The following is a 23910-nucleotide window of genomic DNA, read 5'->3' as shown; positions in this document are numbered from 1 at the left end:
CCTTGGCTTAGCCGGCGCGGGGTGGCGCCACCGAATCGCGATGCACCAGTTGCGATTCGTACAGCCACGAATCGTCCTCGGGGTCCGATTCGTCGAAGGTATCGGCGATCAGCTTTCGCGCGCCGAGCCGGGCGAGCATGATGCCCGGCCAATGCACCGTGGTGAGCGGCGGCCACAGATGCGCGGCGAGGCCGGTGTCGTCGAAGCCGATCAGCGACAGGTCTTCGGGAACGCTCATGCCGCGGCGCCGCGCGGCGTGGAGCGCGCCCGCCGCCATCTCGTCATTGCCCGCGAAGATCGCGGTCGGCGGCTCTTCGAGATCGAGCAGCAGATCGGCGGCGGCGATCCCCGATTCGAAGGTATAGCCGCCCTCGGCGACGAAGCCCGGTGGCAGTGTGATCCCCGCCTTGGCGAGCGCGGCATCGAAGCCCTTGCGGCGTTCGGCGGCCGACAGGAAGCCGTCGGGCCCCGCGATCATCGCGATCCGCCGATGCCCCTGATCGACCAGGTGCGCGACCGCGAGCCCGACGACTTCGCTGTCGTTCGATGCGACCATCCGATCGGGCGTATCGAGCGCGGCCGAACCCATCCGCACATAGCGGCAGCCAACGTCGCGGCAGAGCTCGGCGAGTGCCGGATTCTCGGCGATCGGCGGCATCAGCAGCACGCCGTGCGGTCGCTGGCGTTCGAGGAAGCGGCGGACGTCACCCAGCATCTGTGGGCTGTGGCGGTTGATCGGGCGGACGATCAGTTCGAACTCGGTATCGCGCAGCCCCTCGAGCATCCCCTGCTGGACGTTGAGCACGGTCTGCGCATTGGGGTTGTCGTGGATCAGCCCGATCAGGAAATTGCGCCGCAACGCCAGTGCGCGCGCCTGCGGGTTGGGGACGAACCCCATTTCGGCGATCACGTGTTCGACGCGCGCGCGGGTGTCGACATGGAGCAGCGGCGAGCGGTTGATGACCCGGCTGACGGTTTTCTTGGAAACGCCGGCGATACGCGCGACGTCGTTGATCGTTGGTTTGCCGCTGGCCATCATCGTGACGCTATAGAAGTGCGGCGCCGGGTGGCAATACTGGTCGAAAGTTGTTCATGGCGCGCGCGTTACGACTTGTCTGCAAAGCCCAGCGCCGAAAGGTCTGCCGGGGTATTGATGTTGGCGATCGGCGGCGCAGTGCGTGGCGACGCGCCGGTCGCGCGGCCCCAGCAGCGTAGCGATCGGTCGTCGCCGCGCAGATGCGCGTCGAGCCGATCGGCGAGCGCTGCCGGCCAGATGCCGATCACCGGCTGGTCGGCGATGAAGGCGGGGCCGTCGCCGAGGATCGCACGCAGGTCGCTCGGCAGATAGGGGGCGTCGCAGGGGACGCTCAGCACCGCATCGAAGCCGTGGGTGCGGGCGTGGTGGAGCGCGGCGTTCAGCCCGGCGAGCGGGCCGAGCCCGCCGGCGGGGCGATCGGGCAGACCGGGCGCGCGGCCGCAGAGGATCACCGCGTCGACCTGCGAGCCAAGCGCGGCGACCACCCGGTCGATCAGGCGCTCGCCATCGAGCAGCGCCTCGGCCTTGTCCGATCCGAACCGCCGCGACAGTCCGCCCGCGAGCACCGCGCCGAGCAGTCTCATCGCGGTGCCAGCAGCGCATCGCGCCGCGCGAGGACGCGCAGCGCCAGCCCGGCTTGCGCGGCGCGGGCGATCGCGAGCGTGGTGGGGGCCGAGATCGTCGCGAGCAGCGGGCAGCCCGCGAGCACCGCCTTCTCGACGAGTTCGTAGGAGCAGCGCGAGGTCAGCAGCGCGAAGCCGCCGTCCCAATCGGCGCCGGCGCGCAGCATCGCGCCGATCAGCTTGTCAAAGGCGTTGTGCCGCCCGACATCCTCGCGCACCAGCCAGGGCTCTCCATCGGCGGTGCAGGCGGCGGCGGCGTGGACCGCGCCGGTCTGGCGGTGCAGCGGCTGGTGCTGGTCGAGCTGCGCCAGCGCGGCGAAGATCGCGGCATCGTCGATGTCGGCGGGTTCGACGCGCGGCAGGGGGCGCAGCGCCTGTTCGAGATTTTCGATCCCGCACAGCCCGCACGCCGATTCGGATACGCGATGCCGCACGCGATCGACGATCCGCATCGCCACGCGCTCGGCGAGGGTAACGCGCAGGACGATGCCGGCGTCGGTGGCGTGCTCGTTGACATCGATTACGTCGTCGGCGCGGTCGATCAGCCGCTCGGCCAAGGCAAAGCCATAAGCGAGGTCCGGCAGATCGGCGGGGGTCGCCATCAGCACCGCATAGCCGATGCCGTTGCACTCGATCGCGATCGGGGTTTCCTCGGCGATTGCGCGGTCGATTGGCGTTGACTCACCGTCCGCCGATATCCGCGCGAATGGCACCTGGGATGCGCTCACGGGCACCTTGCCGCCCTCCGTTCGTTTCGAGCGAAGTCGAGAAACCGAAGCGTTGCGCTGGGCCCCGTTTCTCGACTTCGCTCGAAACGAACGGGGAGGGTGGTCATATGCGCGCCGCTCAAGCGACGATCCGGACTGGCACCGATTTCGCCGCGGGCACATGGCTTTCCTCGGCATGATGCTCGAGCGGCATCAGGACATTGGCCTCAGGATAATAGGCCCCCAGGCACCCCGCGGGAATGTCGTACGGCGTTACAATTAGCCCCTCTAGCCGGCGCGTCTGGCCATCCTTGGCATCACTTTCGAGCGCGACGATCTGGTCGCGCTTCACCCCTGCCGCCGCCATGTCATGGATGTTCATGAACAGCACGTCGCGCGTGCCCTTCACCCCGCGAAACCGGTCGTGATAGCCATAGATGGTGGTGTTGAACTGGTCGTTCGACCGCAGCGTCATCAGCCGGTAACGGCCGGGCGCGTCGGCAAAGCCGGTTGCCGAAAGGCCGGTGGGAGCGAGGAATTCGGCCTTGCCGCTCTGCGTCTGCCAGATCCGCTCGGCGGCCTTGTTGCCGCGCCAGAAGCCGCCGGGGGTGAACAGCCTTGCGTTATAGTCGGCGAACTTGTCGGGGTAGGTCGCCTCGATCGCGTCGCGGATCAGTGCGTAATCGCCGACCCATGCATCCCAATCGATCGCGGGATTGGGCGGCAGGATACGCTTGGCGATCGCGCCGACGATTGCGGGTTCGGACATCAGATGCTTGCTCGCGGGATCTGCCTTGCCGCGCGAGCCGTGGATGCAGCTGGTCGAATCCTCGACCGACACCACCTGCGCGCCGGTTGCCTGCATGTCGCGCTCGATCCGGCCGAGGCAGGGGAGCAGGTAAGTCACGTCGCCAGCGAACAGATGGTTGCGATTGAGCTTGGTCGCGATTTGCACCGACAGGCGCAGATTGGGCCATGCCGCCTCCATCGGCCCGGTTTCGGGCACTGCGCGCAGGAAATTGCCGCCGAGACCGATCAGCGCCTTGACCGATCCGTCGATGATCCCGCGACAAGCTTCGACGGTGTCCAATCCCTTTTCGGTGGGCGGATCGAAATGATAGAGTTCGCGCAGCTTGTCGACCGGGGCGAGCTCGGTCTTTTCGGTCATGCCGACGGTGCGCTGGCCCTGGACGTTCGAATGGCCGCGCACCGGGGTGGGGCCGGCGCCGGGCTTGCCGATATTGCCGCGCAGCAGCAGCAGGTTGACCAGCATGCGGACATTCTCGACGCCCTTCACATGCTGGGTCAGCCCCATGCCGTAGATGCCGAGCACCGCCTTGGCATCGGCATAGACGCGCGCGGCACGCTCGAGATCGGTCTTCGAAATGCCCGCTTCGGCAACGATCGCTTCCCAGGAGGCGGCACGCACCGACGCCAGGAAGTCGTCCACACCATGCGTGTGCTGGTCGATGAACGCCTGGTCGAGCACGCGTGGTTCGCCGCTGGCCTTGGCCGCGTCGTCCCATTTGACCAGGAACTTGGCCATCCCCATCATCACCGCGATGTCGCCGCCGGCCTTCACCTGGTGATATTGGGTCGAGATCCGCGTCTCGCCGAGCGTCGCCATCTGCACCGGGTTCTGCGGGTCGGTGAAGCGTTCGAGCCCGCGTTCGCGCAAAGGGTTGAACGTAACGATCGGCACGCCGCGGTCGCGCGCCGACTTGAGATCGTGCAGCATCCGCGGCGCATTCGATCCGACATTCTGGCCGAAGAAGAAGATCGCGTCGCAATGCTCGAAATCGTGCAGCCGGGTGGTGCCGGTAGCTTCGCCGATCGATGCCTTGAGCCCGACCGAGGTCGATTCATGGCACATGTTCGAACTGTCGGGCAGGTTCTGGTTGCCGTACATCCGCGCCATCAGCGCGTACATGTACGTCGCCTCGAGACTGGCGCGGCCCGAGGCGTAGAACACCACCGATTTGGGATCGAGCGCGCGCAGTTCGGCGGCGATCGCGTCGAACGCCTCGTGCCACGCCACCGCGACATATTTGTCGGTCGCGGCGTCGTAGCGCAAGGGCTGGGTCAGCCGGCCATGTTGCTCGAGGTCGTAATCGGTCCAGCCGCGCAGTTCGCTGAGCGTGTGTTCGGCGAAGAAGGCGGGGGTGGTGCGGTGCGCGGTCAGCTCCCACGCGGTCGCCTTGGCCCCTTCCTCGCAAAATTCGGCGGGGAGCGGGTTGGCCGACTTGGCCCAGGCGCAGCTGACGCACGCAAAGCCTTCGGGCTTGTTCTGGCGCGCCAGCTCGGCGACCGCGGCGGGGCTCAGCCGTTCGCGCGGGAGGATGTCGGCGAGCGAGCGGACCGATCCCCAGCCGCCCGCGGGGCCCTTGAAGCGTTCGATCTGCGGCTTGTCCGAATGCTGCTTGCTCATCGATTCCTCGCTGCTGTGTCGCCGTTCCTACCCGAACGGGTGCCCGCGCAAATGGTTCAGCCATGTTCATTCGCGACGCCGGGTCTGCTAGAGAGCGCGGCTCACCACCATTAGGGATCGCCGTGCCGCCAGTCCAACCGCCGATACGCATCATCGCGCTGTATCGGTTCGCCACCTTTGCCGATTGCGCCGCGCTGCAGCCGCCGCTCGCCGCCTTGTGCGCCGCGCACGGCGTCAAGGGCACGCTGCTGCTGGCGCGCGAAGGGATCAACGGGACGATCGCGGGGAGCGATGCGGGGATCGAGGCGGTGCTGGAGCATATCCGGGCGCTGCCGGGGTGCGCCGATATCGAGGTGAAGGAATCGCGGGCGGCAGAGATGCCGTTCCACCGGATGAAGGTGCGGCTGAAGCGCGAGATCGTGACGATGGGCGAGCCCGACATCGATCCGCTTGCCGGCGTCGGCCATTATGTGCCCCCCGCCGACTGGAACGCGCTGATCGAGCAGCCCGATACGGTCGTCATCGACACCCGCAACGATTACGAGGTGGCGCTCGGCAGCTTCGACCGGGCGATCGATCCGGCGACGCGGACCTTCCGCGACTTTCCCGATTGGTTCCGCGCCAATCGCGAGCGGGTAACCAGCGGCGCGACCAAGGTGGCGATGTTCTGCACCGGCGGCATCCGCTGCGAGAAGGCGACCGCGTTCCTTAAAGCCGAGGGGATCGACGACGTCTATCATTTGCAGGGGGGCATCCTCGCCTATCTCGAAACCGTGCCGCCCGAGCAGAGCCGGTGGCAGGGCGAGTGCTTCGTGTTCGACGAGCGGGTGTCGGTGGGGCATGGGCTCCAGCCCGGCGACAACGCGCTGTGCCGCGCGTGCCGGATGCCGGTGACGCCGCAGCAGCGCGCCTCGCCGCTATATGTCGAGGGGGTGAGCTGCCCCGCCTGCCATGCCGAGCGCACCGATGAGCAGCGCGCGGGCTATGCCGAGCGGCACCGGCAGGAGCGGCTGGCCGAAGCGCGCGGGGTGGCACATGTCGGCGCGGTGCTGGGGGCGGGCGAGGGCGAGGAATGACGTTCCCACCGTAGCCCCAGCCCCCCATCGTCACCCCGGCCCCTCACCGTCACCCCGGCCTTGAGCCGGGGCCCAGGGCCGCGAGCGATGCGGCAAGAGGCGCGAACGTCGCGCCCGCCGCCCTGGGCCCCGGCTCAAGGCCGGGGTGACGGGAGAGCGCACGCCCCCTTACCGCGGGCGGTGCGCGGTACCTTCACCAGGGGTGATGAAGATCGCGGTGCAACTGTTGCCGGGCGCAATGTCGGCGGTGTGCCACACGCCCGGCGGATTGATCGCATAGTCGCCGGGGCCGAGCGTTAGCGTGGCGGTGGTGCCGTCGGGATGTTCCTGGTGCAGCGTCATGCGGCCCGCGGTGCAGATCACCAGCTCGGCACCGTGCGGGTGGACCTCCCATGCAGCCCAGCTCTCGGTGAAGTCATATTGCGAGACAAGCCGGCCTTCGATGCCGTCGGCGGCGTGGCGCTCGGCATAGGCGGCGTACCAGCTTTCGTCGGTGATCGCGGGTTCGACGCTGGCGGTTGCGCCAAGGCCGAGATGGGCGGGGTTGGTGGGGAGATGGGGCATGGCGCGCGAATGCTAGGATTTAGCGACAGCTAAATCCAGCACGGTGCGAAGGCACCGGCAAGCCCGGCCGGCGGGTGGCGAAGCCAGCCCGACCGACGACGCGGCTTTGCCGCGGCGGGGCCTTTGGGAGCAAGGCAGAAGCACCACCAGCAACCCCGCATCGACCGCACGCATATCGTAGTTACATAATCGATACGTCGAGATCAGCCTCAATCCGGCCAAGCGTGACGCGACGCTGCGCGAGCGGGGACTGGATTTTGCCGATGCCGGATCGGTGTTCGATGGCCGCGTGAAGACGCTGGTCGACGACCGGTCGATTACGGCGAGACCCGGTACGTCAGCTATGGCTGGATCGAGCAGGTTGCCGTCGCCGTCGTGTGGACCGAGCGCGAGGGTGCCCGCCGCGTGATTTCGGTGCAGCGCTTGCACCAATGGGAGATCAAGCATGTCGGACTGGACTGACCCGGACGATGCCCCCGAGCTGACGGCGGTAATGGCCGAGGTCGCCGAGATCGCGATCGGCGGCAAGGTGATCCGCCCGGCGACGGGCTATCTGGGGCGCAGCGGCGTCGCGAAGGGCCGCCCGCCGCTGCGCGGCGCGGCGAAGCGCCAGGTGACGCTGCGGCTCGATCCCGACGTGATCGAGAAGTTTCGCGAAGGCGGGCCGGGGTGGCAGGCGCGGATGAACGAGGCGCTACGGAAGGCGGCGGGGTTGGGTTGAAGGGTGCAACTCATTCTACCAGCCACAAGCAAGGACTGTTCAAGCTTGCGTAAGCGCTGGCTATCAAAGAGATTCGATTTTCCCATTAAGTCCAAGAAGAACAGCGCCGGCCCGCTGCTCGAACCCAGAGCCTAAAGAGAAAATATCACGTTTGGCAAGTTGTTCTTGGAAAAAGCGCATTATGGTCTTCTTAGACAACCTTTCTACTTTAAGATAAGTAGAGATTAATTCACGTGACTGGGTGTCCAACAATGATTCGATATCAGAGAGGCTATCATCGAAATCCCTCAAGCAGCAGATTGCCTCGGCTCGAGCCCCATGGTCGAGTGCGTATCTAGCTCGCTCTTTGATCCCGGCATTGTCACTGTCGAGTAGGAAAACGAACTTGGTACCCCAGGCTGCTCCTAACCCAATAAGCGCGGAGAACGTCCCCGATCCTGTTGCAGGAATAAGGCGTACATTTTTACAATCTAGAAGTATAGATGCGTAACGCAGTAAGTAATAGTCCGATTTTCCTTCCAGAACGACACTTGGCAATGATGCATCAAATCTACTAGGCCGTACTTCGAGGCGATCCATTATAGGCTGGAAGTAACTAGTCTCAGACGGATGGGCATTTGCAAAATCGCGATATCGCTGGGCTTTTATGTCCAAAAACTCGTCATCTATGATGGCAGAGTCCACCATGCTGACCCCAGGTGCATCAGCTGCATTGGTTACGATGAAGGTCTGCTCTAGCCAATCTGGACTTATCATGTAGTGAGAATGAGTAGTGTATAATAGCATGTTATTGCCGGTCGCAATTTCCGGAAAACTCTCTATCAAGCGTTCTTGCGCAGCCGAATGTAAATTGGCAGCAGGCTCATCAAACAAAAACAGCACTGGACGGAATTCACTTCTTTTCGTTCTAAACTGCGTAAAGAGCAAAAAGGCGAAAAACCATCTAAAGCCCAATGACCTATCCTGGATCGGAAAGCGCCTTGTTCCTTGCTTTATCTGTAGAGAAATATAAAGGTCGTGGTTGTCGCATGCTAAATATGACTTTGAGGACTTATCTAAAACCCGCCCTTCCTCTACGCCAAACTCGACGGATATTTCTTTATCTCCAACATCTTCTCCAAAAATCTTGTTCCACTTGCCAAAAACAGATTCCGTAATCGTATTTGACGCTTGGTCAATTATTTGTTGAACGCGAGATTTTTCATCTTCCTCGCTCCATGCAATGAAAAACTCTAACCAGGATCGCTTATAGTGGTCATTCTGTATGCGTCGGACGATATCGTCGAGTTTATATTTTACCTTGCCTGCTGCTAGAACGTCTTCGAACATTTTACGGTATACCCAGCTCCCCGCGCCTGGACGGTTGGTGAGGTATATCCTTTTGGGGAAATCAAATATGAAGCTGTCGTAGTAGGCTATGTCCGGCGTCGCGCCCCAAAGGCAATCATACACTGCGTTATAATCGTCTCCCGATATAACCTTGCGTTTGCGATCGCCTTGACGCTTTCCTTTCAATTCGAATCCGAACCGCCTTGTTGTGTCAACATAGTCCCCGCGTTCAAATACATCAGAGCGACACAACGTAAAGGTATCTGGTAAATCGTCCTTCAATATAAATATGCCGGTCTCACCCCTAATGTCATCGGCAATATCCGACTTTTCCTTCTCGGATATTTCTACGGTCGCTTCGACGATAATGGATCCCGTAAACCGTGCGAGTAAATGTCGAGGAAGGCGGTCTTTGGCAGAGTCAGCAGCAGTTTTCGACTTGGTCTTTCTGAGGCTATTTGTTAAATAGTCCGGTGAGAAGCTATGGATAGCTTCAAGGATTGTGGTTTTTCCACTTTCATTCAGTCCGACTAACGAAAAAACGTTCGCTCCGGTCATAGAGCGAAGGTCAATATTAGCTTCCTTGATACCCTTAAAGTTGAGAATGCGGAATTTCAGGTATCTCATCTCGATCCACTTTCGCCGTTAACGGCAAAGTGAGTTTTACCGGCAACCAAGTAAAGTGGTTTTTTCGGTCCCCGCAATCGGTAAGATAGCCAATCCGAACAAGGTCGAAATACGAATCTGGCCGGCCCCATCCTCTCCCCCGATTAGAAAGGGCTTATTGGCCTGTCGCCGACTGTTTCGCCGCCTTCCGCTCCAGCAACGGCGCAAGATACTTCCCCGTAAAACTCCGCGGTTCCTTCGCCACCACTTCGGGCGTGCCCTGCGCGACGATCTCGCCGCCCTTCACGCCGCCCTCTGGCCCCAGATCGAGCACCCAGTCGGCGGTCTTGATGACGTCGAGGTTGTGCTCGATCACCACCACGGTGTTGCCCTGGTCGACCAGCGCGTGGAGGACTTCGAGCAATTTGCGGACATCCTCGAAATGCAGGCCGGTGGTCGGCTCGTCGAGGATGTAGAGCGTCTGGCCGGTGGCGCGGCGGGCGAGTTCCTTGGCGAGCTTCACGCGCTGCGCCTCGCCGCCCGACAAGGTCGTCGCCTGCTGGCCGACCTTGACATAGCCCAGGCCCACTTCGGCGAGCATCGCCATGCGATCGCGGATCGGCGGGACCGCCTTGAAGAACTCGACCGCATCCTCGACGGTCATGTCGAGCACGTCGGCGATGCTCATCCCCTTGAACTTCACCTCGAGCGTTTCGCGATTGTAGCGCGCGCCGTGGCAGACGTCGCAGGTGACATAGACGTCGGGGAGGAAGTGCATCTCGATCTTGAGCAGCCCGTCGCCGGTGCACGCCTCGCAGCGGCCGCCCTTGACGTTGAAGCTGAAGCGGCCGGGCTTGTAGCCGCGCGCGAGGCTTTCGGGGAGGCCGGCGAACCAGTCGCGGATGTTGGTGAAGGCGCCGGTATAGGTGGCGGGGTTGCTGCGCGGGGTGCGGCCGATCGGCGACTGATCGATGTCGATCACCTTGTCGAGATGTTCGAGCCCGGTGACCTTGTCGTGCTTGCCCGCGAGCACGCGCGCGCCGTTGAGCTGGCGCGCGGCGGCGGCGTAGAGCGTGTCGATCGTGAAGCTCGACTTGCCCGATCCCGAGACGCCGGTGACGCAGGTGAAGGTGCCGAGCGGAATGCTCGCGGTGACTCCGGTGAGGTTGTTGGCGGTGGCATTGTGGACGGTGAGCTTCTTGCCATTGCCCTTGCGCCGCTTGGCCGGGAGCGGGACCGATCGGGTGCCGTTGAGATAATCGGCGGTGATGCTGCCCTTGGTCTTGAGCACCTGCTTGAGCGTGCCCTTGGCGACGACCTCGCCGCCGCGCACGCCCGCGCCCGGCCCCATGTCGATCACGTAATCGGCGGTGCGGATCGCGTCCTCGTCATGCTCGACGACGAGGACGGTGTTGCCGAGATCGCGCAGGCGGCGCAGCGTCTTGAGCAGCATGTCGTTGTCGCGCTGGTGGAGGCCGATGCTGGGCTCGTCGAGGACGTAGAGCACGCCCGAGAGGCCGCTGCCGATCTGTGACGCCAAGCGGATGCGCTGCGATTCGCCGCCCGAGAGCGTGCCGCTGGTGCGGTTGAGGTTGAGATAGTCGAGCCCGACATTGTTGAGGAAGCCGAGGCGTTCGAGGATTTCCTTGAGGATGCGTTCGGCAATCGCGCGCTGCTGGCCGGTCATGGCGTCGGGCAGCCGCTCGAAGAAGCCGAGCGCGTCGACGACCGAGAGGTGGGTGGCGTGGGCGATGTCCTGCCCGTCGATCTTGACCGCCAGCGCCTCGGGCTTGAGGCGCGCGCCGTGGCAGGTCTCGCAGGGGCGCGAGGCCTGGTATTTCGACAGCTCCTCGCGCATCCACGCGCTCTCGGTCTGGAGCAGGCGGCGGTTCATGTTGCCGATGACGCCCTCGAACGGCTTCTTCACGTCGTATGACTTGCGGCCGTCGACGAAGGTGAGGGTGACGGGCTTGCCCTTGGTGCCGTGGAGGATCGTGTCCTGGTGTTCGGGGGCGAGGTCCTTCCAGGGGGTGTCGAGCTTGAAGTCGAATTCGCGCGCGAGGCTGCCCAATACCTGCATGTAATAGGGGCTGGGCGGGTTCGACTTGGCCCAGGGCACGACCGCGCCCTTCTTGATGCTGAGGTCGTGATTGGGGACGACGAGGTCGGCGTCGAATTCGAGCCGCTCGCCAAGGCCGTCGCACGCGGGGCAGGCACCCTGCGGGGCGTTGAAGCTGAAGAGCCGCGGCTCGATCTCGGCGATGGTGAAGCCCGAGACGGGGCAGGCGAATTTTTCGCTGAAGACGATGCGGTTGGCGGGGATGCCGGCACCCTTCATCTTGCGATCCGTCACCCCAGCGGAAGCTGGGGTCTCTTGCGGCTCCTGTCCCGCGCCATCCGCGGAGACCCCAGCTTTCGCTGGGGTGACGGGGGGGGTGACGGGGTTGGCGAGCGCGTCGACCGTCGTGTCGACCAGATCGACATAGGCCAGCCCATCGGCGAGCTTCAGCGCGGCTTCGAAGCTGTCGGCCAGGCGCGTAGAGATGTCGCCGCCCACCACCAACCGATCGACCACCACCTCGATGTCGTGCTTGAACTTCTTGTCGAGCGCAGGCGCGTCTTCGATCAGATAGGTTTCGCCGTCGATGCGGACGCGCTGGAAGCCCGCGCGCTGCCACTCGGCGAGCTCCTTGCGATATTCACCCTTGCGGCCGCGAACGACCGGGGCGAGCAGCAGCAGGCGGGTGCCCTCAGGGAGCGCGAGCACGCGATCGACCATCTGGCTGACGGTCTGCGCGCTGATCGGAAGACCAGTGGCGGGCGAATAGGGGATGCCGACCCGCGCCCAGAGCAGGCGCATATAATCATAGATCTCGGTCACCGTCGCGACGGTCGAGCGCGGATTGCGGCTGGTGGTCTTCTGCTCGATCGAGATCGCGGGGGACAGGCCCTCGATATGGTCGACATCGGGCTTCTGCATCAGTTCGAGGAACTGGCGCGCATAGGCGCTGAGCGATTCGACGTAGCGGCGCTGGCCCTCGGCATAGATGGTGTCGAAGGCGAGACTCGACTTGCCCGACCCCGACAGCCCGGTGATCACCGTGAGGGTGTCGCGCGGGATGTCGATATCGACGCCCTTGAGATTGTGCTCGCGCGCGCCGCGCACGGAAATGTGAGTCAATGCCATGCGGTGCGTTCTATCTTCGTTCTGGAGCTAGGGCTAGGGCCAAGGCCGGGGCACGAGATAGGGGCGCGATCACGGGGCTGGTAGGGGGGTGGTGGTGCGGCTTTCGCGCGCCGTGACTGCCGTGGGGGTGAGCCGATAAACCGCGCTGCGCCCCAAGTGGCAAGTTGGCGCGCTGCGCTTGGCAGGCTAGGAGCGCCCCGTCGGGGAGCACAATGACACGAAGCAACCACGCGGTGCGTCGCGCATCGGTAATCGGCGAACGCTGGCCCATCTTCTGGGCGGGCTGCGCGGCGATCAGTGTCGGCGTGGCTCTGCACCTGCCGATGCTCGCAATGGCGCACCAGATGGGCAATCATCTGGCCGGCATGCCGATGGACGGCTGGATGTACGCGGGCATGGCGCTGATCCTTTTCGGCGTGCCGGCGGCAATCTTCGGGGCGCTTCCAAAGCGACGCGTTACGCATGATGCACATGCCGCAACGATGTTCGAGGCCCCGGACGAGACACCGTTTGGCCGTTGGCACGCTACGGTGCTTCTGGTCCTGACGCTGGGCCTGATCATCGACACGATGAAACCCGCGACGCTGGGTTTCGTGCTGCCCGGCATGCGCGACGAGTACGGCATCGCTGCGGCGTCCGCGGCCATGCTGCCGTTCGTCGCCCTCCTTGGTACCACCATTGGATCGTTTGTCTGGGGTTGGCTGGCGGACATCTATGGCCGCCGCGTGTCCATTCTGCTGTCGACCATCCTGTTCGTCTCCACATCCATCTGCGGGGCGATGCCCTCGTTCGAGTGGAACCTGCTGATGTGCTTCCTGATGGGTTGTTCGGCCGGGGGCATGCTGCCGGTCGTCTACACCTTGCTGGCCGAAGTGATGCCACCGCGGCATCGCAGCTGGGTGCTGGTGCTCGTGGGCGGGACCGGTCTGGTCGGCGGCTACCTTGCCGCTAGCGGGGCCGCTCACCTGTTCGAGCCGGCGTTTGGTTGGCGAAGCTTGTGGCTCCAGGGTTTTCCGACCGGCCTGCTGCTGCTCGCGCTGGCAAGGTGGATCCCAGAATCCCCGCGCTTTCTACTGGAGCAGGGGCGAGAGGCGGAGTTGGCGCAAATGGCTGACCGGTTCGGTATTGTGCGGCGTCAGGCGGCACCAACGCCCCCCAATGCTGCCTTCGCAGCTCAGCATCACCGACAACTGACGGCAGCGCTGGTGATCTCCGCCTTGTCGTGGAGCTTTGTTACTTTCGGACTGCTGCTCTGGCTGCCATCCGATCTTCGCGATCGCGGCTTCAGCGCGGAGCTTGCCAGCGGGATCATCGCTAGCTCGGCGCTGGTCGCACTACCAACGATCATGGTTGCAGCCCTGCTCTACAGCCGCTGGAGCAGCAAATGGACGCTGGTCGGAACCATCATGCTGACGCTGATGGGACTGGGCGGAGCACTGCTTCCCGCCACCGCACTTTCTTCCCCCCCGGTGCTGATCGCGGTTATCGCGCTGCTGGTCGTTGGCAGCAACGGCATGATCGCGGTGTTGCTGCCGTACGCGGCGGAGAACTACCCGCTTGGTGTGCGCGGCCGCGCAACCGGCTTGATCGCTGCCAGCAGCAAGTTTGGTGGCGTGGCGGCGCAGGGCTTCGCTCTGGTCGGCCTTATTCCAACGCTAGGGGGGGCCGCCCTCGCCTTGTTGGTGCCCATGACCGCATCGGCAGGGCTGGTCGGCTATGCTGGTCGTGAAACGCGGGGTCGCAGCTTGCGGGAGCTGGAAGCCGAAATCTAGCGAGGAGCCGAGACGAGCACGGCTCTCGCCCAGCTAGCTATCGCGTGCCGACCGACCGCGTTGACGACCCTCCAGCCTAGCCCCCCGTGCCAAACACCCGCGCGAAGATCGTGTCGACGTGCTTGAAATGATAGCCGAGGTCGAACTTCGCCTCGATCTCCTCGACCGGCAGCGCGGCGGTGACTTCGGGGTCGGCCTTTAGCAGTTCGAGCAGCGACAATTCGCCGTCGCTTTCCCACACTTTCATCGCGTTGCGCTGGACGAGGCGGTAGGAATCCTCGCGGCTGACGCCCGCCTGGGTGAGCGCGAGCAGGACGCGCTGCGAATGGACGAGGCCGCCCATGCGATCGAGATTCTTCTGCATCCGCACCGGGTATACGACCAGCTTTTCGATCACCCCGGTGAGGCGGGCGAGCGCGAAATCGAGGGTGATCGTAGCATCGGGGCCGATATAGCGCTCGACCGACGAATGGCTGATGTCGCGCTCGTGCCACAAAGCGACATTCTCGAGCGCGGGGGTGACATAGCCGCGGACCATGCGGGCCAGGCCGGTTAGGTTTTCGGTCAATACTGGGTTGCGCTTATGCGGCATCGCCGACGAGCCCTTTTGGCCGGGCGAGAAATGTTCCTCGGCCTCCAAGACTTCGGTGCGCTGGAGGTGGCGGACTTCGGTGGCGAGGCGCTCGATCGAGCTGGCGATCACGCCGAGCGTGGCAAAGAACATCGCGTGGCGATCGCGCGGGATGACCTGGGTCGACACCGGCTCGACGCTGAGGCCCATCTTGGCGGCGACATGCGCTTCGACCGCGGGGTCGATATTGGCGAAGGTGCCGACCGCGCCCGAAATCGCGCAGGTGGCGATGTCGGCGCGCGCGGCGACCAGCCGTTCGCGATTACGCGCGAATTCGGCATAGGCCTGGGCGAGCTTGAGGCCGAAGGTGACGGGTTCGGCATGGATGCCGTGGCTGCGGCCGATCGTCGGGGTGAGCTTGTGTTCGAACGCGCGGGTCTTGATCGCCGCCAGCAGCGCGTCGAGATCGGCGATCAGCAGATCGGCGGCGCGCGCGAGCTGGACCGCGAGGCAGGTGTCGAGCACGTCGGACGAGGTCATGCCCTGGTGCATGAAACGCGCCTGCGGGCCGACCTGCTCGGAAACCCAGGTGAGGAAGGCGATGACGTCATGCTTGGTCACCGCCTCGATCGCGTCGATCGCGGCGACGTCGATCGGTGCCTCGCCATCGGCAGAGGCCGCGCGCGCGGCGTTCCACCAGTCCCACAACGCCTGCGCGGCCTCGCGCGGCACGACGCCGAGGTCGGCGAGCGCGTCGGTCGCGTGCGCTTCGATCTCGAACCAGATGCGGAAGCGCGCCTCGGGCGTCCAGAGGTCGGTCATGGCAGCGCGGGCGTAGCGAGGAACCAAGATATGTCCTTTCGAATGGCGAATCCGGGCATCGAGCGGAGCGGCGCGCGGTGCCGCGAGCGCTAGCAAAGGGGCGACGGCGGCGCAAACCGGGCTGCGGCTGCGTTTCGGGGTTGATCGCGCCCCTGCTGGCCGCCACATGCCAGTGATGCTGATCGAAACCGAAACCACCCCCAACCCCGCCACGCTGAAGTTCATGCCGGGCCGCACGGTGATGCCGTCGGGCACGCGCGACTTCGCCGATCCCGAGGATGCCGAGGCATCGCCGCTGGCACAGGCGTTGTTCGACTTAGGCGACGTGACCGGGGTGTTCTTCGGATCGGACTTCGTGTCGGTCACCGCGGCGCCGGGTGTCGAATGGGTCGGGTTGAAGCCCGACGTGCTGGCGATCCTGCTCGATCATTTTGCGGGTGACATGCCACTGTTCCGCCCCGGCAGCGCGGGCGGCATTTCGGTGCCCGCCGAGAGCGGTGATTTCGGCGACAATCCCGAGGATGCCGATATCGTCGCGCAGATCCGCGACCTGATCGAGACTCGCGTCCGTCCCGCGGTCGCCAACGACGGCGGCGACATCGTCTATCGCGGGTTCAACGAGGGCAAGGTGTATCTGCAGATGCAGGGGGCGTGCGCGGGATGCCCGTCGTCTTCGGCAACGCTGAAGAACGGGATCGAGCAATTGCTCAAATATTATGTTCCCGAAGTGACCGAAGTTCGCGCGGTCTGACACCCTATCCGAACGATCCGAAGGAATGACGATGGCCCAACCCCTCGACGCAGCGGCGCTCGATACGATCTTCCGCGCCGCGCGCACCTATAACGGCTTCACCGACGCGCCGTTCACGCAAGCCGATGCGCGCGCGATCTACGACCTGCTCAAGATGGGGCCTACCTCGGCGAACCAGCAGCCGTCGCGCTTCGTGTGGTGCCTCGACCAGGCATCGCGCGATACGCTGGCGGCGTGCGCGAGCGACAGCAACGCCGACAAGATCCGCAAAGCGCCCGCCGCGGTGGTCATCGGGATGGACGAGGAATTCCACGAACAGCTCCCCTGGCTGTTCCCGCATACCGACGCCAAGGCGTGGTTCGAGGGCGATCCCGAAGGCCGCAAGCTGAGCGCGCTGCGCAACGGTTCGCTTCAGGGTGCGTATCTGATCATCGCCGCACGCGCGCTCGGCTGGGACGTCGGGCCGATGTCGGGCTTCGATGCCGACAAGGTAAATGCCGCGTTCTTCGCCGACCAGCCGGCGGTGAAGGTCAACTTCATCGCGACTTTGGGCAAGGGCGATCCTTCGTCGATCTTCGACCGCAGCCCGCGGCCCGAATTCGACCAGTTCAACCGCGTCGCCTGACGCGCAGCAGGACCGGCGGTTGCGCATCCTCGTCATCGAAACCGCCACCGCCGCCTGTTCGGTCGCGCTGCTTGAGGATGGCGAGGTGGCGTCGTCGCTGCACGAAGTCGTCGGGCGCGGCCATGCCGAGCGGCTGGTGCCGATGATCGGCGAAGTGGTGGGCGACACCGCGATCGATGCGGTCCTGGTCGATTGCGGGCCGGGCAGCTTTACCGGGATCCGCGTCGGCATCGCCGCAGCGCGCGGGCTCGGCCTTGGCTGGGGCGTCCCGGTCAGCGGGTATAGCGCGCCCGCGGTGGTCGCAGCTGCCGCCTTCGCCGCTGAAGCTTCGCGCGAAACGGTGGCGGTGGTGATGGAGGGCGGGCATGGCGAGGTCTTCGTCCAGCGCTTCGCCGCGCGCCCCTTCGCCGCGCTCGAGCCCTTCGCATCGCTCGCCCCCGATGTCGCGCTGGCGGCGGTGGGCGATGCCCATGTGGTTGGCGACGGCGCGCGCCGGCTGCTCGCGCTGGCGCCTGAGCTTCCCCACACGCTTGCGCTGCCCGATGCCGCGGCGGCACGGCTGCTGCCGGGCGCATTCACCGCGCTGGCGGCGACCCCGATCTATGGCCGCGGGCCCGACGCGCTGTCGATCGCCGAGCGCGCGGCGCGCGCGCGATGAGCTCGGTGTTCGCCGCGATCGACCTTCGCCCCGGCGGACCTGCCGATATGGCGGTAGTGACCACGCTGATGGCCGAGGCGTTCGACCCTGCCTATGGCGAAGCATGGACCGCTGGGCAGTGCCTGGGGATCCTGTCGCTCTCGGGTGTCTGGCTGACGCTGGCGAGTATCGATGGCGCCCCGGCAGGCTTCGCGCTGGCACGCAGCACGCTCGACGAAGCCGAATTACTGTTGCTGGCAACTTCGCCACGATGGCGCCGACGCGGGGTGGGTGGCCAATTACTACGATCGGTGATGCGCGATGCTGGCGACCGCGGCGCGCGCAAGCTCCATCTCGAAGTACGCGCGGGCAATGCGGCGATAGGTCTTTATCAACGCGAAGGTTTTTCCAAGACTGGTGAGCGACGTAACTATTATCGCGGTGGCAGCGGTGGCGCATTCGATGCGCATAGCTTCATGCGCTTACTCGACAACTTTGAACGCTGATGTTGATAGTGCTTGCGGTTTGCGAAGCGAAGTACGATAGAGTCATATTAGGTAAACCAAGCCCAATAGGGCCATAATTCTTGGGTCAGAAGGACGATCATGGATACGCAGATGGAATTGCAGGAAACTCTCATCACTTTGACTGCGGATATTGTCGCAGCGCACGTCAGCAACAACAGCGTGGCTGTATCGGACCTGCCGGTGCTGATTTCGAACGTGCATGGCGCGCTGACGGGATTGGGCGATCCGGTGATCGAGCCCGAAGTGAAGCAGGAGCCAGCGGTTTCGGTGCGCTCGTCGATCAAGCCCGACTACATCGTCTGCCTTGAAGACGGCAAGAAGCTGAAGATGCTCAAGCGCCACCTGATGACGCATTATCAGATGACCCCCGAGCAGTATCGCGCCAAGTGGAACCTGCCCGCCGACTACCCGATGGTCGCGCCGAACTATGCCGAGCAGCGTCGCACGCTCGCCAAGAAGATCGGTCTGGGTACCAAGCGCCGCAAGCGCGTCTGAGCCTTCGCGCTTACCGCCAAGCCGACAGGGCCCGGAGCATCGCGCTTCCGGGCCCTTTCGTTTGCGAGTCGTTCGCGGCGCCGCTGCCCTTCCCTCGCGCGCCGGTTGCGATTACATCGCGCAAATGCCCCGCAAGATTGATCTAGAAGCCCTGTGCCACGAAAAGGGCCTGCGCATCACCGAGCAGCGCCGCGTGATCGCCCGGGTGCTGTCCGAAGCCGAAGACCACCCCGATGTCGAGAAGGTGTATTTCCGCGCCTCAGCGATCGACCCCGGCATCTCGATCGCCACCGTGTATCGCACGGTGCGGTTGTTCGAAGAGGCGGGGATCCTTGACCGGCATGACTTCGGCGATGGCCGCGCGCGCTACGAGCCCGCGCCCGAGGCGCATCACGACCATCTGATCGACGTCGAAAGCGGCCGCGTGATCGAATTCGTCGATCCCGAGCTCGAGCTGCTGCAAAAGCAGATCGCCGAGCGATTGGGCTTCCGGCTGGTCGACCACCGGATGGAATTGTACGGGGTCTCGCTCGAGCGCAACGGCTAGGCGTGGCTGAGCCGATCGACGCGCGGCGCGAGGCAGCGGCGGGGCGTCCGCCGCGCATCGGCGCGATCGGATGGGTACGGCTGTGGTCGCGCGTGGCGATGATGGCGCTGGCGGCGCTGGTAACGGTGCCGCTGCATTATCTGTGGCGGCTCTTCCGCTTGCATTCGCCCTGGCCGCGCATTTTCCTTGGCAGTGTCGGGCGGATCAGCGGCGCGCGGGTGTCGCGCGTCGGCACCCCGCTCAAGCGCAACGTGTTCTATGTCGCCAATCATCTGTCGTGGATCGACATATTGGCGATCGGCGGCACCAGCGGATCGGCGTTCGTCGCCAAGCGCGAGATCGGCGCGTCGCCGATCGTCGGCTGGCTCTCGACGCTCAACCGCACGGTGTTCGTCAGCCGCGAGGACCGGCTGGGGGTGGCCGACCAGATCAACCAATTGCGCGACGCGATCGCCGAGAATTGGGCGATCACGGTGTTCCCCGAGGGGACGACCACCGACGGCCGGTCGCTGCTGCCGTTCAAGACGCCGATGCTCAAGGTGCTCGAACCGCCGCCGGAGGGCGTGCGGGTACAGCCGGTGCTGATGGATTTCGGCGCGGTCGGCGAGGAGATTGCGTGGATCGGCGCCGAAAGTGGGCGCGACAATGCGATCCGGGTGCTGAGCCGCGCGGGGAGCTTCCCGGTGCGGGTGCATTATCTCGAGCCCTTCTGCCCGAGCGCGATTTCGGGGCGCAAGGCGATCGCGGCAGAGAGCCGGCGGCGGCTGACCGAGGCGCTCGAGGGGGTGCTGGGCGAACCGCTGCGGCCGTTCGTGGGGCATGAGGTGTTGGCGGCGGGGTGAACCCTCTCCCCTCCCTTCGTTAATCTCCCCTCCCTGGAAGGGAGGGGCGGGGGTGGGTTGGCCGGTAATCGGACGTTGCGCCTGCCAACGGGCCTACCCACCCCCAGCCCCTCCCTTTCAGGGAGGGGAGAAGGACGGCCCTCCCGTTTCTGCTCGCTAGGTGATAGAGGCCCGCCATGAACTCCCCGCGCACCTTCCACGTCAAATCCTTCGGCTGCCAGATGAACGTCTATGACGGCGAACGAATGGGCGAGCTGATGACCGCGCAGGGGATGACCGCGACTGATGATGCGAGCTCCGCCGATCTGGTGGTGCTCAACACCTGCCACATCCGCGAAAAGGCGACCGACCGGGTCTATTCGGACATCGGCCGGCTGCGAAAGGATGCGCGCGCGCTGGGGCGCGAGCCGATGATCGCGGTGGCGGGATGCGTCGCGCAGGCAGAGGGCGCCGAGATTGTTCGTCGCGCCAAGGTCGACGTGGTGGTCGGGCCGCAGGCGTATCATAACCTGCCGGCGTTGGTGGCCCAGGCGGCGGCGGGGACGCCCGCGCTCGACACCGACATGCCGATCGCGAGCAAGTTCGGCGCGCTGCCGGCGCGGCGGCGGGTGGGGCCGAGCGCGTTCCTGACGGTGCAGGAAGGCTGCGACAAATTCTGCACCTATTGCGTGGTGCCCTATACCCGCGGGGCCGAGGTGAGCCGGCCGTTCGCGGCGATCGTCGAGGAGGCGCGGGCGCTGGTCGATGCCGGCGCGCGTGAAATCACCTTGCTGGGGCAGAACGTCAATGGCTGGCGCGATGCGGATGGGCGGGGCCTTGAACTGCTGATCGCCGCGCTCGATGCGCTGCCGGGGCTCGCGCGGATCCGCTACATGACCAGCCACCCCAATGACATGACGCAGGGGCTGATCGACGCGCATCGCGATATCGAGAAACTGATGCCGTTCCTGCATTTGCCGGTGCAGGCCGGCAGCGACCGGGTGCTCAAGGCGATGAACCGCGCGCACACCGCCGATGGTTATTTGCGGCTGCTCGACAAGGTGCGCGCAAGCCGTCCCGACATTGCGCTGTCGGGCGATTTCATCGTTGGCTTTCCCGGCGAGACCGAGGCGGAGTTTTCCGAGACGCTGAAGCTGGTCGAGGCGGTGGGCTATGCCCAGGCGTTCAGCTTCAAATATTCGCCGCGTCCCGGCACCCCTGCTGCCGACATGGCGGGCGCGGTGCCGGCGGAGGTAATGGACGAGCGGTTGCAACGGCTGCAGGCGGCAATCAACCGCGACCAGGCGGCGTTCAATGCCGCGACGCTCGGGCGCCGGTGCAGCGTGCTGATCGATCGCAAGGGCAAGTTGGCCGGCCAGATGCTGGGCAAGTCGCCCTGGCTGCAATCGGTGCATTTGATCACCGACGCCGCGGTGGGCGATCTGGTCGAGGTGGATATCGTCCGCGCCGATCCCAATTCGCTCGCCGGGCAGGAGCGGGTGCGGGTGGCGGCTTAGCTTATCCGGGGTTGGTGAGGGGCATCCCCGTCCGTTCGTTTCGAGCGAAGTCGAGAAACGTGGCTTGGCGCTACATGGCGGTTTCTCGACTTCGCTCGAAACGAACGGGGTGGGGGGAGCGGGCAACGGACGGGTGCAGGGTAGGACACCGGCGCTTGCGGGAAACTTTCCCTGTCCTACATTCGCTTGGTCTGCCACAATCGAGGTGCGATGCAGCCCGTCCTACCCGCCGCCCCCGCGCCGCTTTGCCCGAACGTGCGGCAGGCCGGCGGCATCGGTACCTCCTTCGCACCCCGTCACCTTGCCCCCTTTGGCACCCCCGAAAGGATTGCATGAGCCGTAAGCCAGTCCCCGCCCGCGCGGGCGACAAGTCGCGTATCGAGCTGACGTTCGACCGGCCCGAATTGCTGCCGCAATTGTTCGGCGAATATGACACCAATCTGGTGGCGCTCGAAAACCGGCTGGGGGTGTATATCACCGCGCGCGGCGATCGCGTGGTGCTCGAGGGGAGTGCCGAGGCGGTGGCGCTGGCGCGCGATGCGCTGCAGGCGCTGCACGCGCGGTTGCTGCAGGGGCAGGCGGTCGATCCCGGGCTGGTCGACGCGGTGATCGCGATGGCGAGCGAGCCGACGCTCGACGGCATCATCCGCCGCGATCCCTCGGCGCCGCCGCCGATCATGATCCGGACGCGCAAGAAGACGATCGTGCCGCGATCGGCCGCGCAGACCTATTATATGAGCCAGCTCGTCTCGAACGACATCATCTTCGCGCTGGGGCCGGCGGGGACGGGCAAGACCTATATCGCCGTCGCGCAGGCGGTGGCGCAGCTCATCACCGGCAATGTCCAGCGGCTGATCCTGTCGCGCCCCGCGGTCGAGGCGGGCGAGAAACTCGGGTTCCTGCCCGGCGACATGAAGGACAAGGTCGATCCGTATCTGCGGCCGCTCTACGACGCGCTCAACGACTGTCTGCCCGCCGAACAGGTCGAGCGGCGGATCGCGAGCGGCGAGATCGAGATCGCGCCGATCGCCTTCATGCGCGGGCGCACGCTGGCCGATGCCTTCGTAATCCTCGACGAGGCGCAGAACACCACGCCGGCGCAGATGAAGATGTTCCTCACGCGCTTCGGCCAGAACAGCCGGATGGTGGTGTGCGGCGATCCGCGCCAGACCGATCTCCCCGGCGGCATGAACGCATCGGGGCTGAACGACGCGGTAGAACGGCTCGAAGGCGTCGACGGGCTGTCGATCGTCCGCTTCACCAGCGCCGACGTGGTGCGCCACCCGATCGTCGGGCGGATCGTCGATGCCTATGAGGGGCAGGAAGCTTGATGGTGGGGATATCCTAAACTATATTTGGGATATCCCAGGAGCCGCATCGCATGGCAGCATTGTATATCAAGGATAGCCGGGTTGCCGAACGCGCCGCGCAGTTTGCGCATCGGCTGGGCACCACCAAGACCGAGGCGATCAGTCGCGCGCTCGACGCGCTCGAGGTAGATTTGGCCAAGGGCGAAGACGCGCCGCCAAGTTTTGCCGAGCGGATCGCGCGCTGGCGACTCGAACATCCGCCGCTGCCGCCGACGGGGCTCGCCGCCGACAAGGACTATGCCGACTGGCTTTCGGGCGAGGAAGACGTGGTTGATCCTTTTCGTTGATGCATCGGCGCTGGTTGCCGTCCTGGCACCCGAGTCCGACCACGAAGCGTTCGAAGCGCAACTCGGGCAGGCGTCGCGGCTGTTGTTATCGCCGGTAGTGGCCTGGGAGAGCTTGGTGACGCTGCGGCGCGGCCACGCGGTCTCCGAGCTGGTTGCGCGCGCACGGCTCGACAGCTTTTTGCAGACCTTCGGTTTCGAGATGGTGAGCATCGGCGAGCGCGAAAGCCGGATCGCGCTCGATGCCTATAGCCGTTATGGTAAGGGCCAGCATCCCGCCCGCCTCAACATGGGTGACTGTTTCGCCTATGCCTGTGTCAAGACCAATAATGCGCGCCTGCTCTACAAGGGGAATGACTTTGCCCAGACCGATCTCGCCTGATGCTTGACGTCGCCGTCCATGCCGAGCCCGATTGGGGCAGCGATACCGATTGGCAGGCGCTGGCCGAGCGCGCGGTTGCCGCCGCACTCGAGCGGACGCCGCAGGCCGAATGGGCGACCGCGTCGGTGGTGATCGAGGTGGCGATCCGGCTGACCTCGGACGACGAAGTCCACACGCTCAACCGCCAATATCGCCAGAAGGACAAGTCGACCAACGTCCTGTCCTTCCCGATGATCCAGCCCGATCTGCTCGACACCGTCACGCAGAACAGCGACGATGGCGAGGTGCTGCTTGGCGATATCGTCCTGGCGCACGGGGTGTGCGCCGCCGAGGCGCAGGAACGAAATATCAGCGTCGCGGATCATGCGACGCATCTGATTGTTCATGGGTGCCTGCATTTGCTAGGCTATGACCATCAGGGCGATGCCGAGGCGGACGGGATGGAGGCGATCGAACGCCTCGCGCTCGACCAACTCGGCCTGCACGACCCCTATCCCGTGACGGAGGATTGA

24 protein-coding genes are annotated in these 23910 nt (G+C 64.9%); 15 read left to right on the top strand and 9 right to left on the bottom strand.

Going from position 1 to position 23910, the window contains the following annotated elements; translation table 11 throughout:
* Positions 1 to 7: 7 nt before the first annotated feature.
* The 4 genes from OKW76_RS09275 to OKW76_RS09260 form a co-directional block, all read right to left on the bottom strand.
* Entirely contained in the window at positions 8 to 1039 is a 1032-nt protein-coding gene (locus OKW76_RS09275; protein ID WP_265548629.1) for a LacI family DNA-binding transcriptional regulator, read from the bottom strand.
* Between the two features lie 65 nt (positions 1040 to 1104).
* Positions 1105 to 1620, bottom strand: a complete 516-nt coding sequence (mobA, locus tag OKW76_RS09270; RefSeq protein WP_265548628.1) for a molybdenum cofactor guanylyltransferase — start codon at positions 1618 to 1620, stop codon at positions 1105 to 1107.
* Positions 1617 to 2393, bottom strand: coding sequence for a formate dehydrogenase accessory sulfurtransferase FdhD (gene fdhD, locus OKW76_RS09265; protein ID WP_416221803.1), 777 nt, complete (start codon positions 2391 to 2393; stop codon positions 1617 to 1619). Before fdhD ends, mobA begins: the two co-directional genes overlap by 4 nt.
* Before the next feature lie 112 nt (positions 2394 to 2505).
* Complete coding sequence (locus tag OKW76_RS09260; RefSeq protein ID WP_265548626.1) at positions 2506 to 4794, bottom strand: FdhF/YdeP family oxidoreductase; 2289 nt, start codon at positions 4792 to 4794, stop codon at positions 2506 to 2508.
* A 122-nt stretch (positions 4795 to 4916) separates the two neighbouring features.
* Between OKW76_RS09260 and OKW76_RS09255 the strand changes: the two genes are divergently transcribed.
* Positions 4917 to 5870 (top strand): rhodanese-related sulfurtransferase, encoded by a 954-nt coding sequence (locus OKW76_RS09255; protein ID WP_265548625.1) that lies wholly within the window; start codon positions 4917 to 4919, stop codon positions 5868 to 5870.
* A 168-nt stretch (positions 5871 to 6038) separates the two neighbouring features.
* Here the strand turns inward: OKW76_RS09255 and OKW76_RS09250 are convergent, their stop codons facing one another.
* Both OKW76_RS09250 and OKW76_RS09245 read right to left on the bottom strand, forming a co-directional pair.
* Positions 6039 to 6434 carry a cupin domain-containing protein gene (locus OKW76_RS09250; RefSeq protein ID WP_265548624.1) on the bottom strand — a complete coding sequence of 132 codons (396 nt, stop codon included), beginning with the start codon at positions 6432 to 6434 and terminating at the stop codon, positions 6039 to 6041.
* A gap of 12 nt (positions 6435 to 6446) precedes the next feature.
* Complete coding sequence (locus OKW76_RS09245) at positions 6447 to 6863, bottom strand: hypothetical protein (protein ID WP_265548623.1); 417 nt, start codon at positions 6861 to 6863, stop codon at positions 6447 to 6449.
* Positions 6864 to 6879: 16 nt separating this feature from the next.
* On the opposite strand from OKW76_RS09245, the gene OKW76_RS09240 reads away from it, so the two are divergent.
* Positions 6880 to 7155 carry a BrnA antitoxin family protein gene (locus OKW76_RS09240; protein WP_265548622.1) on the top strand — a complete coding sequence of 92 codons (276 nt, stop codon included), beginning with the start codon at positions 6880 to 6882 and terminating at the stop codon, positions 7153 to 7155.
* Positions 7156 to 7218: 63 nt separating this feature from the next.
* On the opposite strand, the gene OKW76_RS09235 is transcribed toward OKW76_RS09240, so the two are convergent.
* On the bottom strand, positions 7219 to 9111 hold the full coding sequence (locus tag OKW76_RS09235; RefSeq protein ID WP_265548621.1) for an AAA family ATPase: 1893 nt from the start codon (positions 9109 to 9111) through the stop codon (positions 7219 to 7221).
* 154 nt (positions 9112 to 9265) lie between these two features.
* Positions 9266 to 12277 (bottom strand): excinuclease ABC subunit UvrA, encoded by a 3012-nt coding sequence (gene uvrA, locus OKW76_RS09230; RefSeq protein ID WP_265548620.1) that lies wholly within the window; start codon positions 12275 to 12277, stop codon positions 9266 to 9268.
* 212 nt (positions 12278 to 12489) lie between these two features.
* Here uvrA and OKW76_RS09225 point away from each other — a divergent pair, with 212 nt between their 5' ends.
* On the top strand, positions 12490 to 14049 hold the full coding sequence (locus tag OKW76_RS09225) for an MFS transporter (RefSeq protein ID WP_265548619.1): 1560 nt from the start codon (positions 12490 to 12492) through the stop codon (positions 14047 to 14049).
* 76 nt (positions 14050 to 14125) lie between these two features.
* Here the strand turns inward: OKW76_RS09225 and purB are convergent, their stop codons facing one another.
* Complete coding sequence (purB, locus tag OKW76_RS09220) at positions 14126 to 15469, bottom strand: adenylosuccinate lyase (protein ID WP_265548618.1); 1344 nt, start codon at positions 15467 to 15469, stop codon at positions 14126 to 14128.
* 148 nt (positions 15470 to 15617) lie between these two features.
* Here purB and OKW76_RS09215 point away from each other — a divergent pair, with 148 nt between their 5' ends.
* From OKW76_RS09215 to ybeY, 12 genes are all read left to right on the top strand, one after another.
* Complete coding sequence (locus OKW76_RS09215) at positions 15618 to 16193, top strand: NifU family protein (protein WP_265548617.1); 576 nt, start codon at positions 15618 to 15620, stop codon at positions 16191 to 16193.
* A 31-nt stretch (positions 16194 to 16224) separates the two neighbouring features.
* Entirely contained in the window at positions 16225 to 16818 is a 594-nt protein-coding gene (locus OKW76_RS09210; RefSeq protein ID WP_265548616.1) for a malonic semialdehyde reductase, read from the top strand.
* Positions 16819 to 16837: 19 nt separating this feature from the next.
* On the top strand, positions 16838 to 17476 hold the full coding sequence (tsaB, locus tag OKW76_RS09205; protein ID WP_265548615.1) for a tRNA (adenosine(37)-N6)-threonylcarbamoyltransferase complex dimerization subunit type 1 TsaB: 639 nt from the start codon (positions 16838 to 16840) through the stop codon (positions 17474 to 17476).
* Positions 17473 to 17961 carry a GNAT family N-acetyltransferase gene (locus OKW76_RS09200; protein WP_265548614.1) on the top strand — a complete coding sequence of 163 codons (489 nt, stop codon included), beginning with the start codon at positions 17473 to 17475 and terminating at the stop codon, positions 17959 to 17961. Before tsaB ends, OKW76_RS09200 begins: the two co-directional genes overlap by 4 nt.
* A gap of 99 nt (positions 17962 to 18060) precedes the next feature.
* On the top strand, positions 18061 to 18477 hold the full coding sequence (locus OKW76_RS09195) for a MucR family transcriptional regulator (protein ID WP_256505403.1): 417 nt from the start codon (positions 18061 to 18063) through the stop codon (positions 18475 to 18477).
* A 124-nt stretch (positions 18478 to 18601) separates the two neighbouring features.
* Positions 18602 to 19024 (top strand): Fur family transcriptional regulator, encoded by a 423-nt coding sequence (locus tag OKW76_RS09190; protein ID WP_256505402.1) that lies wholly within the window; start codon positions 18602 to 18604, stop codon positions 19022 to 19024.
* Positions 19025 to 19026: 2 nt separating this feature from the next.
* Entirely contained in the window at positions 19027 to 19866 is an 840-nt protein-coding gene (locus OKW76_RS09185) for a lysophospholipid acyltransferase family protein (RefSeq protein ID WP_265548613.1), read from the top strand.
* 176 nt (positions 19867 to 20042) lie between these two features.
* On the top strand, positions 20043 to 21362 hold the full coding sequence (gene miaB, locus OKW76_RS09180; protein WP_265548612.1) for a tRNA (N6-isopentenyl adenosine(37)-C2)-methylthiotransferase MiaB: 1320 nt from the start codon (positions 20043 to 20045) through the stop codon (positions 21360 to 21362).
* 332 nt (positions 21363 to 21694) lie between these two features.
* Entirely contained in the window at positions 21695 to 22693 is a 999-nt protein-coding gene (locus OKW76_RS09175; RefSeq protein ID WP_265548611.1) for a PhoH family protein, read from the top strand.
* 50 nt (positions 22694 to 22743) lie between these two features.
* Complete coding sequence (locus OKW76_RS09170) at positions 22744 to 23019, top strand: type II toxin-antitoxin system VapB family antitoxin (RefSeq protein ID WP_265548610.1); 276 nt, start codon at positions 22744 to 22746, stop codon at positions 23017 to 23019.
* Positions 23003 to 23398 carry a type II toxin-antitoxin system VapC family toxin gene (locus OKW76_RS09165; RefSeq protein ID WP_265548609.1) on the top strand — a complete coding sequence of 132 codons (396 nt, stop codon included), beginning with the start codon at positions 23003 to 23005 and terminating at the stop codon, positions 23396 to 23398. Before OKW76_RS09170 ends, OKW76_RS09165 begins: the two co-directional genes overlap by 17 nt.
* Complete coding sequence (gene ybeY, locus OKW76_RS09160; RefSeq protein ID WP_265548608.1) at positions 23398 to 23910, top strand: rRNA maturation RNase YbeY; 513 nt, start codon at positions 23398 to 23400, stop codon at positions 23908 to 23910. Before OKW76_RS09165 ends, ybeY begins: the two co-directional genes overlap by 1 nt.

This window comes from Sphingomonas sp. S1-29, assembly GCF_026167545.1.
Taxonomy (GTDB): Bacteria; Pseudomonadota; Alphaproteobacteria; order Sphingomonadales; family Sphingomonadaceae; genus Sphingomonas.
Note: the sequence above shows the minus strand (reverse complement) of the source record. Positions and strands in the feature narration are given on the sequence as shown.

What these genes read in the sequence shown, in the direction of transcription:
- OKW76_RS09175 (WP_265548611.1), top strand. Translation starts at nt 21,695, where the DNA reads ATGAGCCGTAAGCCAGTCCCCGCCCGCGCGGGCGACAAGTCGCGTATC.
- OKW76_RS09275 (WP_265548629.1), bottom strand. Translation starts at nt 1,039, where the DNA reads ATGATGGCCAGCGGCAAACCAACGATCAACGACGTCGCGCGTATCGCC.
- OKW76_RS09210 (WP_265548616.1), top strand. Translation starts at nt 16,225, where the DNA reads ATGGCCCAACCCCTCGACGCAGCGGCGCTCGATACGATCTTCCGCGCC.
- OKW76_RS09170 (WP_265548610.1), top strand. Translation starts at nt 22,744, where the DNA reads ATGGCAGCATTGTATATCAAGGATAGCCGGGTTGCCGAACGCGCCGCG.
- mobA (WP_265548628.1), bottom strand. Translation starts at nt 1,620, where the DNA reads ATGAGACTGCTCGGCGCGGTGCTCGCGGGCGGACTGTCGCGGCGGTTC.
- ybeY (WP_265548608.1), top strand. Translation starts at nt 23,398, where the DNA reads ATGCTTGACGTCGCCGTCCATGCCGAGCCCGATTGGGGCAGCGATACC.
- OKW76_RS09195 (WP_256505403.1), top strand. Translation starts at nt 18,061, where the DNA reads ATGGATACGCAGATGGAATTGCAGGAAACTCTCATCACTTTGACTGCG.
- OKW76_RS09240 (WP_265548622.1), top strand. Translation starts at nt 6,880, where the DNA reads ATGTCGGACTGGACTGACCCGGACGATGCCCCCGAGCTGACGGCGGTA.
- OKW76_RS09215 (WP_265548617.1), top strand. Translation starts at nt 15,618, where the DNA reads ATGCTGATCGAAACCGAAACCACCCCCAACCCCGCCACGCTGAAGTTC.
- OKW76_RS09190 (WP_256505402.1), top strand. Translation starts at nt 18,602, where the DNA reads ATGCCCCGCAAGATTGATCTAGAAGCCCTGTGCCACGAAAAGGGCCTG.
- OKW76_RS09225 (WP_265548619.1), top strand. Translation starts at nt 12,490, where the DNA reads ATGACACGAAGCAACCACGCGGTGCGTCGCGCATCGGTAATCGGCGAA.
- OKW76_RS09200 (WP_265548614.1), top strand. Translation starts at nt 17,473, where the DNA reads ATGAGCTCGGTGTTCGCCGCGATCGACCTTCGCCCCGGCGGACCTGCC.
- miaB (WP_265548612.1), top strand. Translation starts at nt 20,043, where the DNA reads ATGAACTCCCCGCGCACCTTCCACGTCAAATCCTTCGGCTGCCAGATG.
- OKW76_RS09260 (WP_265548626.1), bottom strand. Translation starts at nt 4,794, where the DNA reads ATGAGCAAGCAGCATTCGGACAAGCCGCAGATCGAACGCTTCAAGGGC.
- OKW76_RS09250 (WP_265548624.1), bottom strand. Translation starts at nt 6,434, where the DNA reads ATGCCCCATCTCCCCACCAACCCCGCCCATCTCGGCCTTGGCGCAACC.
- OKW76_RS09235 (WP_265548621.1), bottom strand. Translation starts at nt 9,111, where the DNA reads ATGAGATACCTGAAATTCCGCATTCTCAACTTTAAGGGTATCAAGGAA.
- uvrA (WP_265548620.1), bottom strand. Translation starts at nt 12,277, where the DNA reads ATGGCATTGACTCACATTTCCGTGCGCGGCGCGCGCGAGCACAATCTC.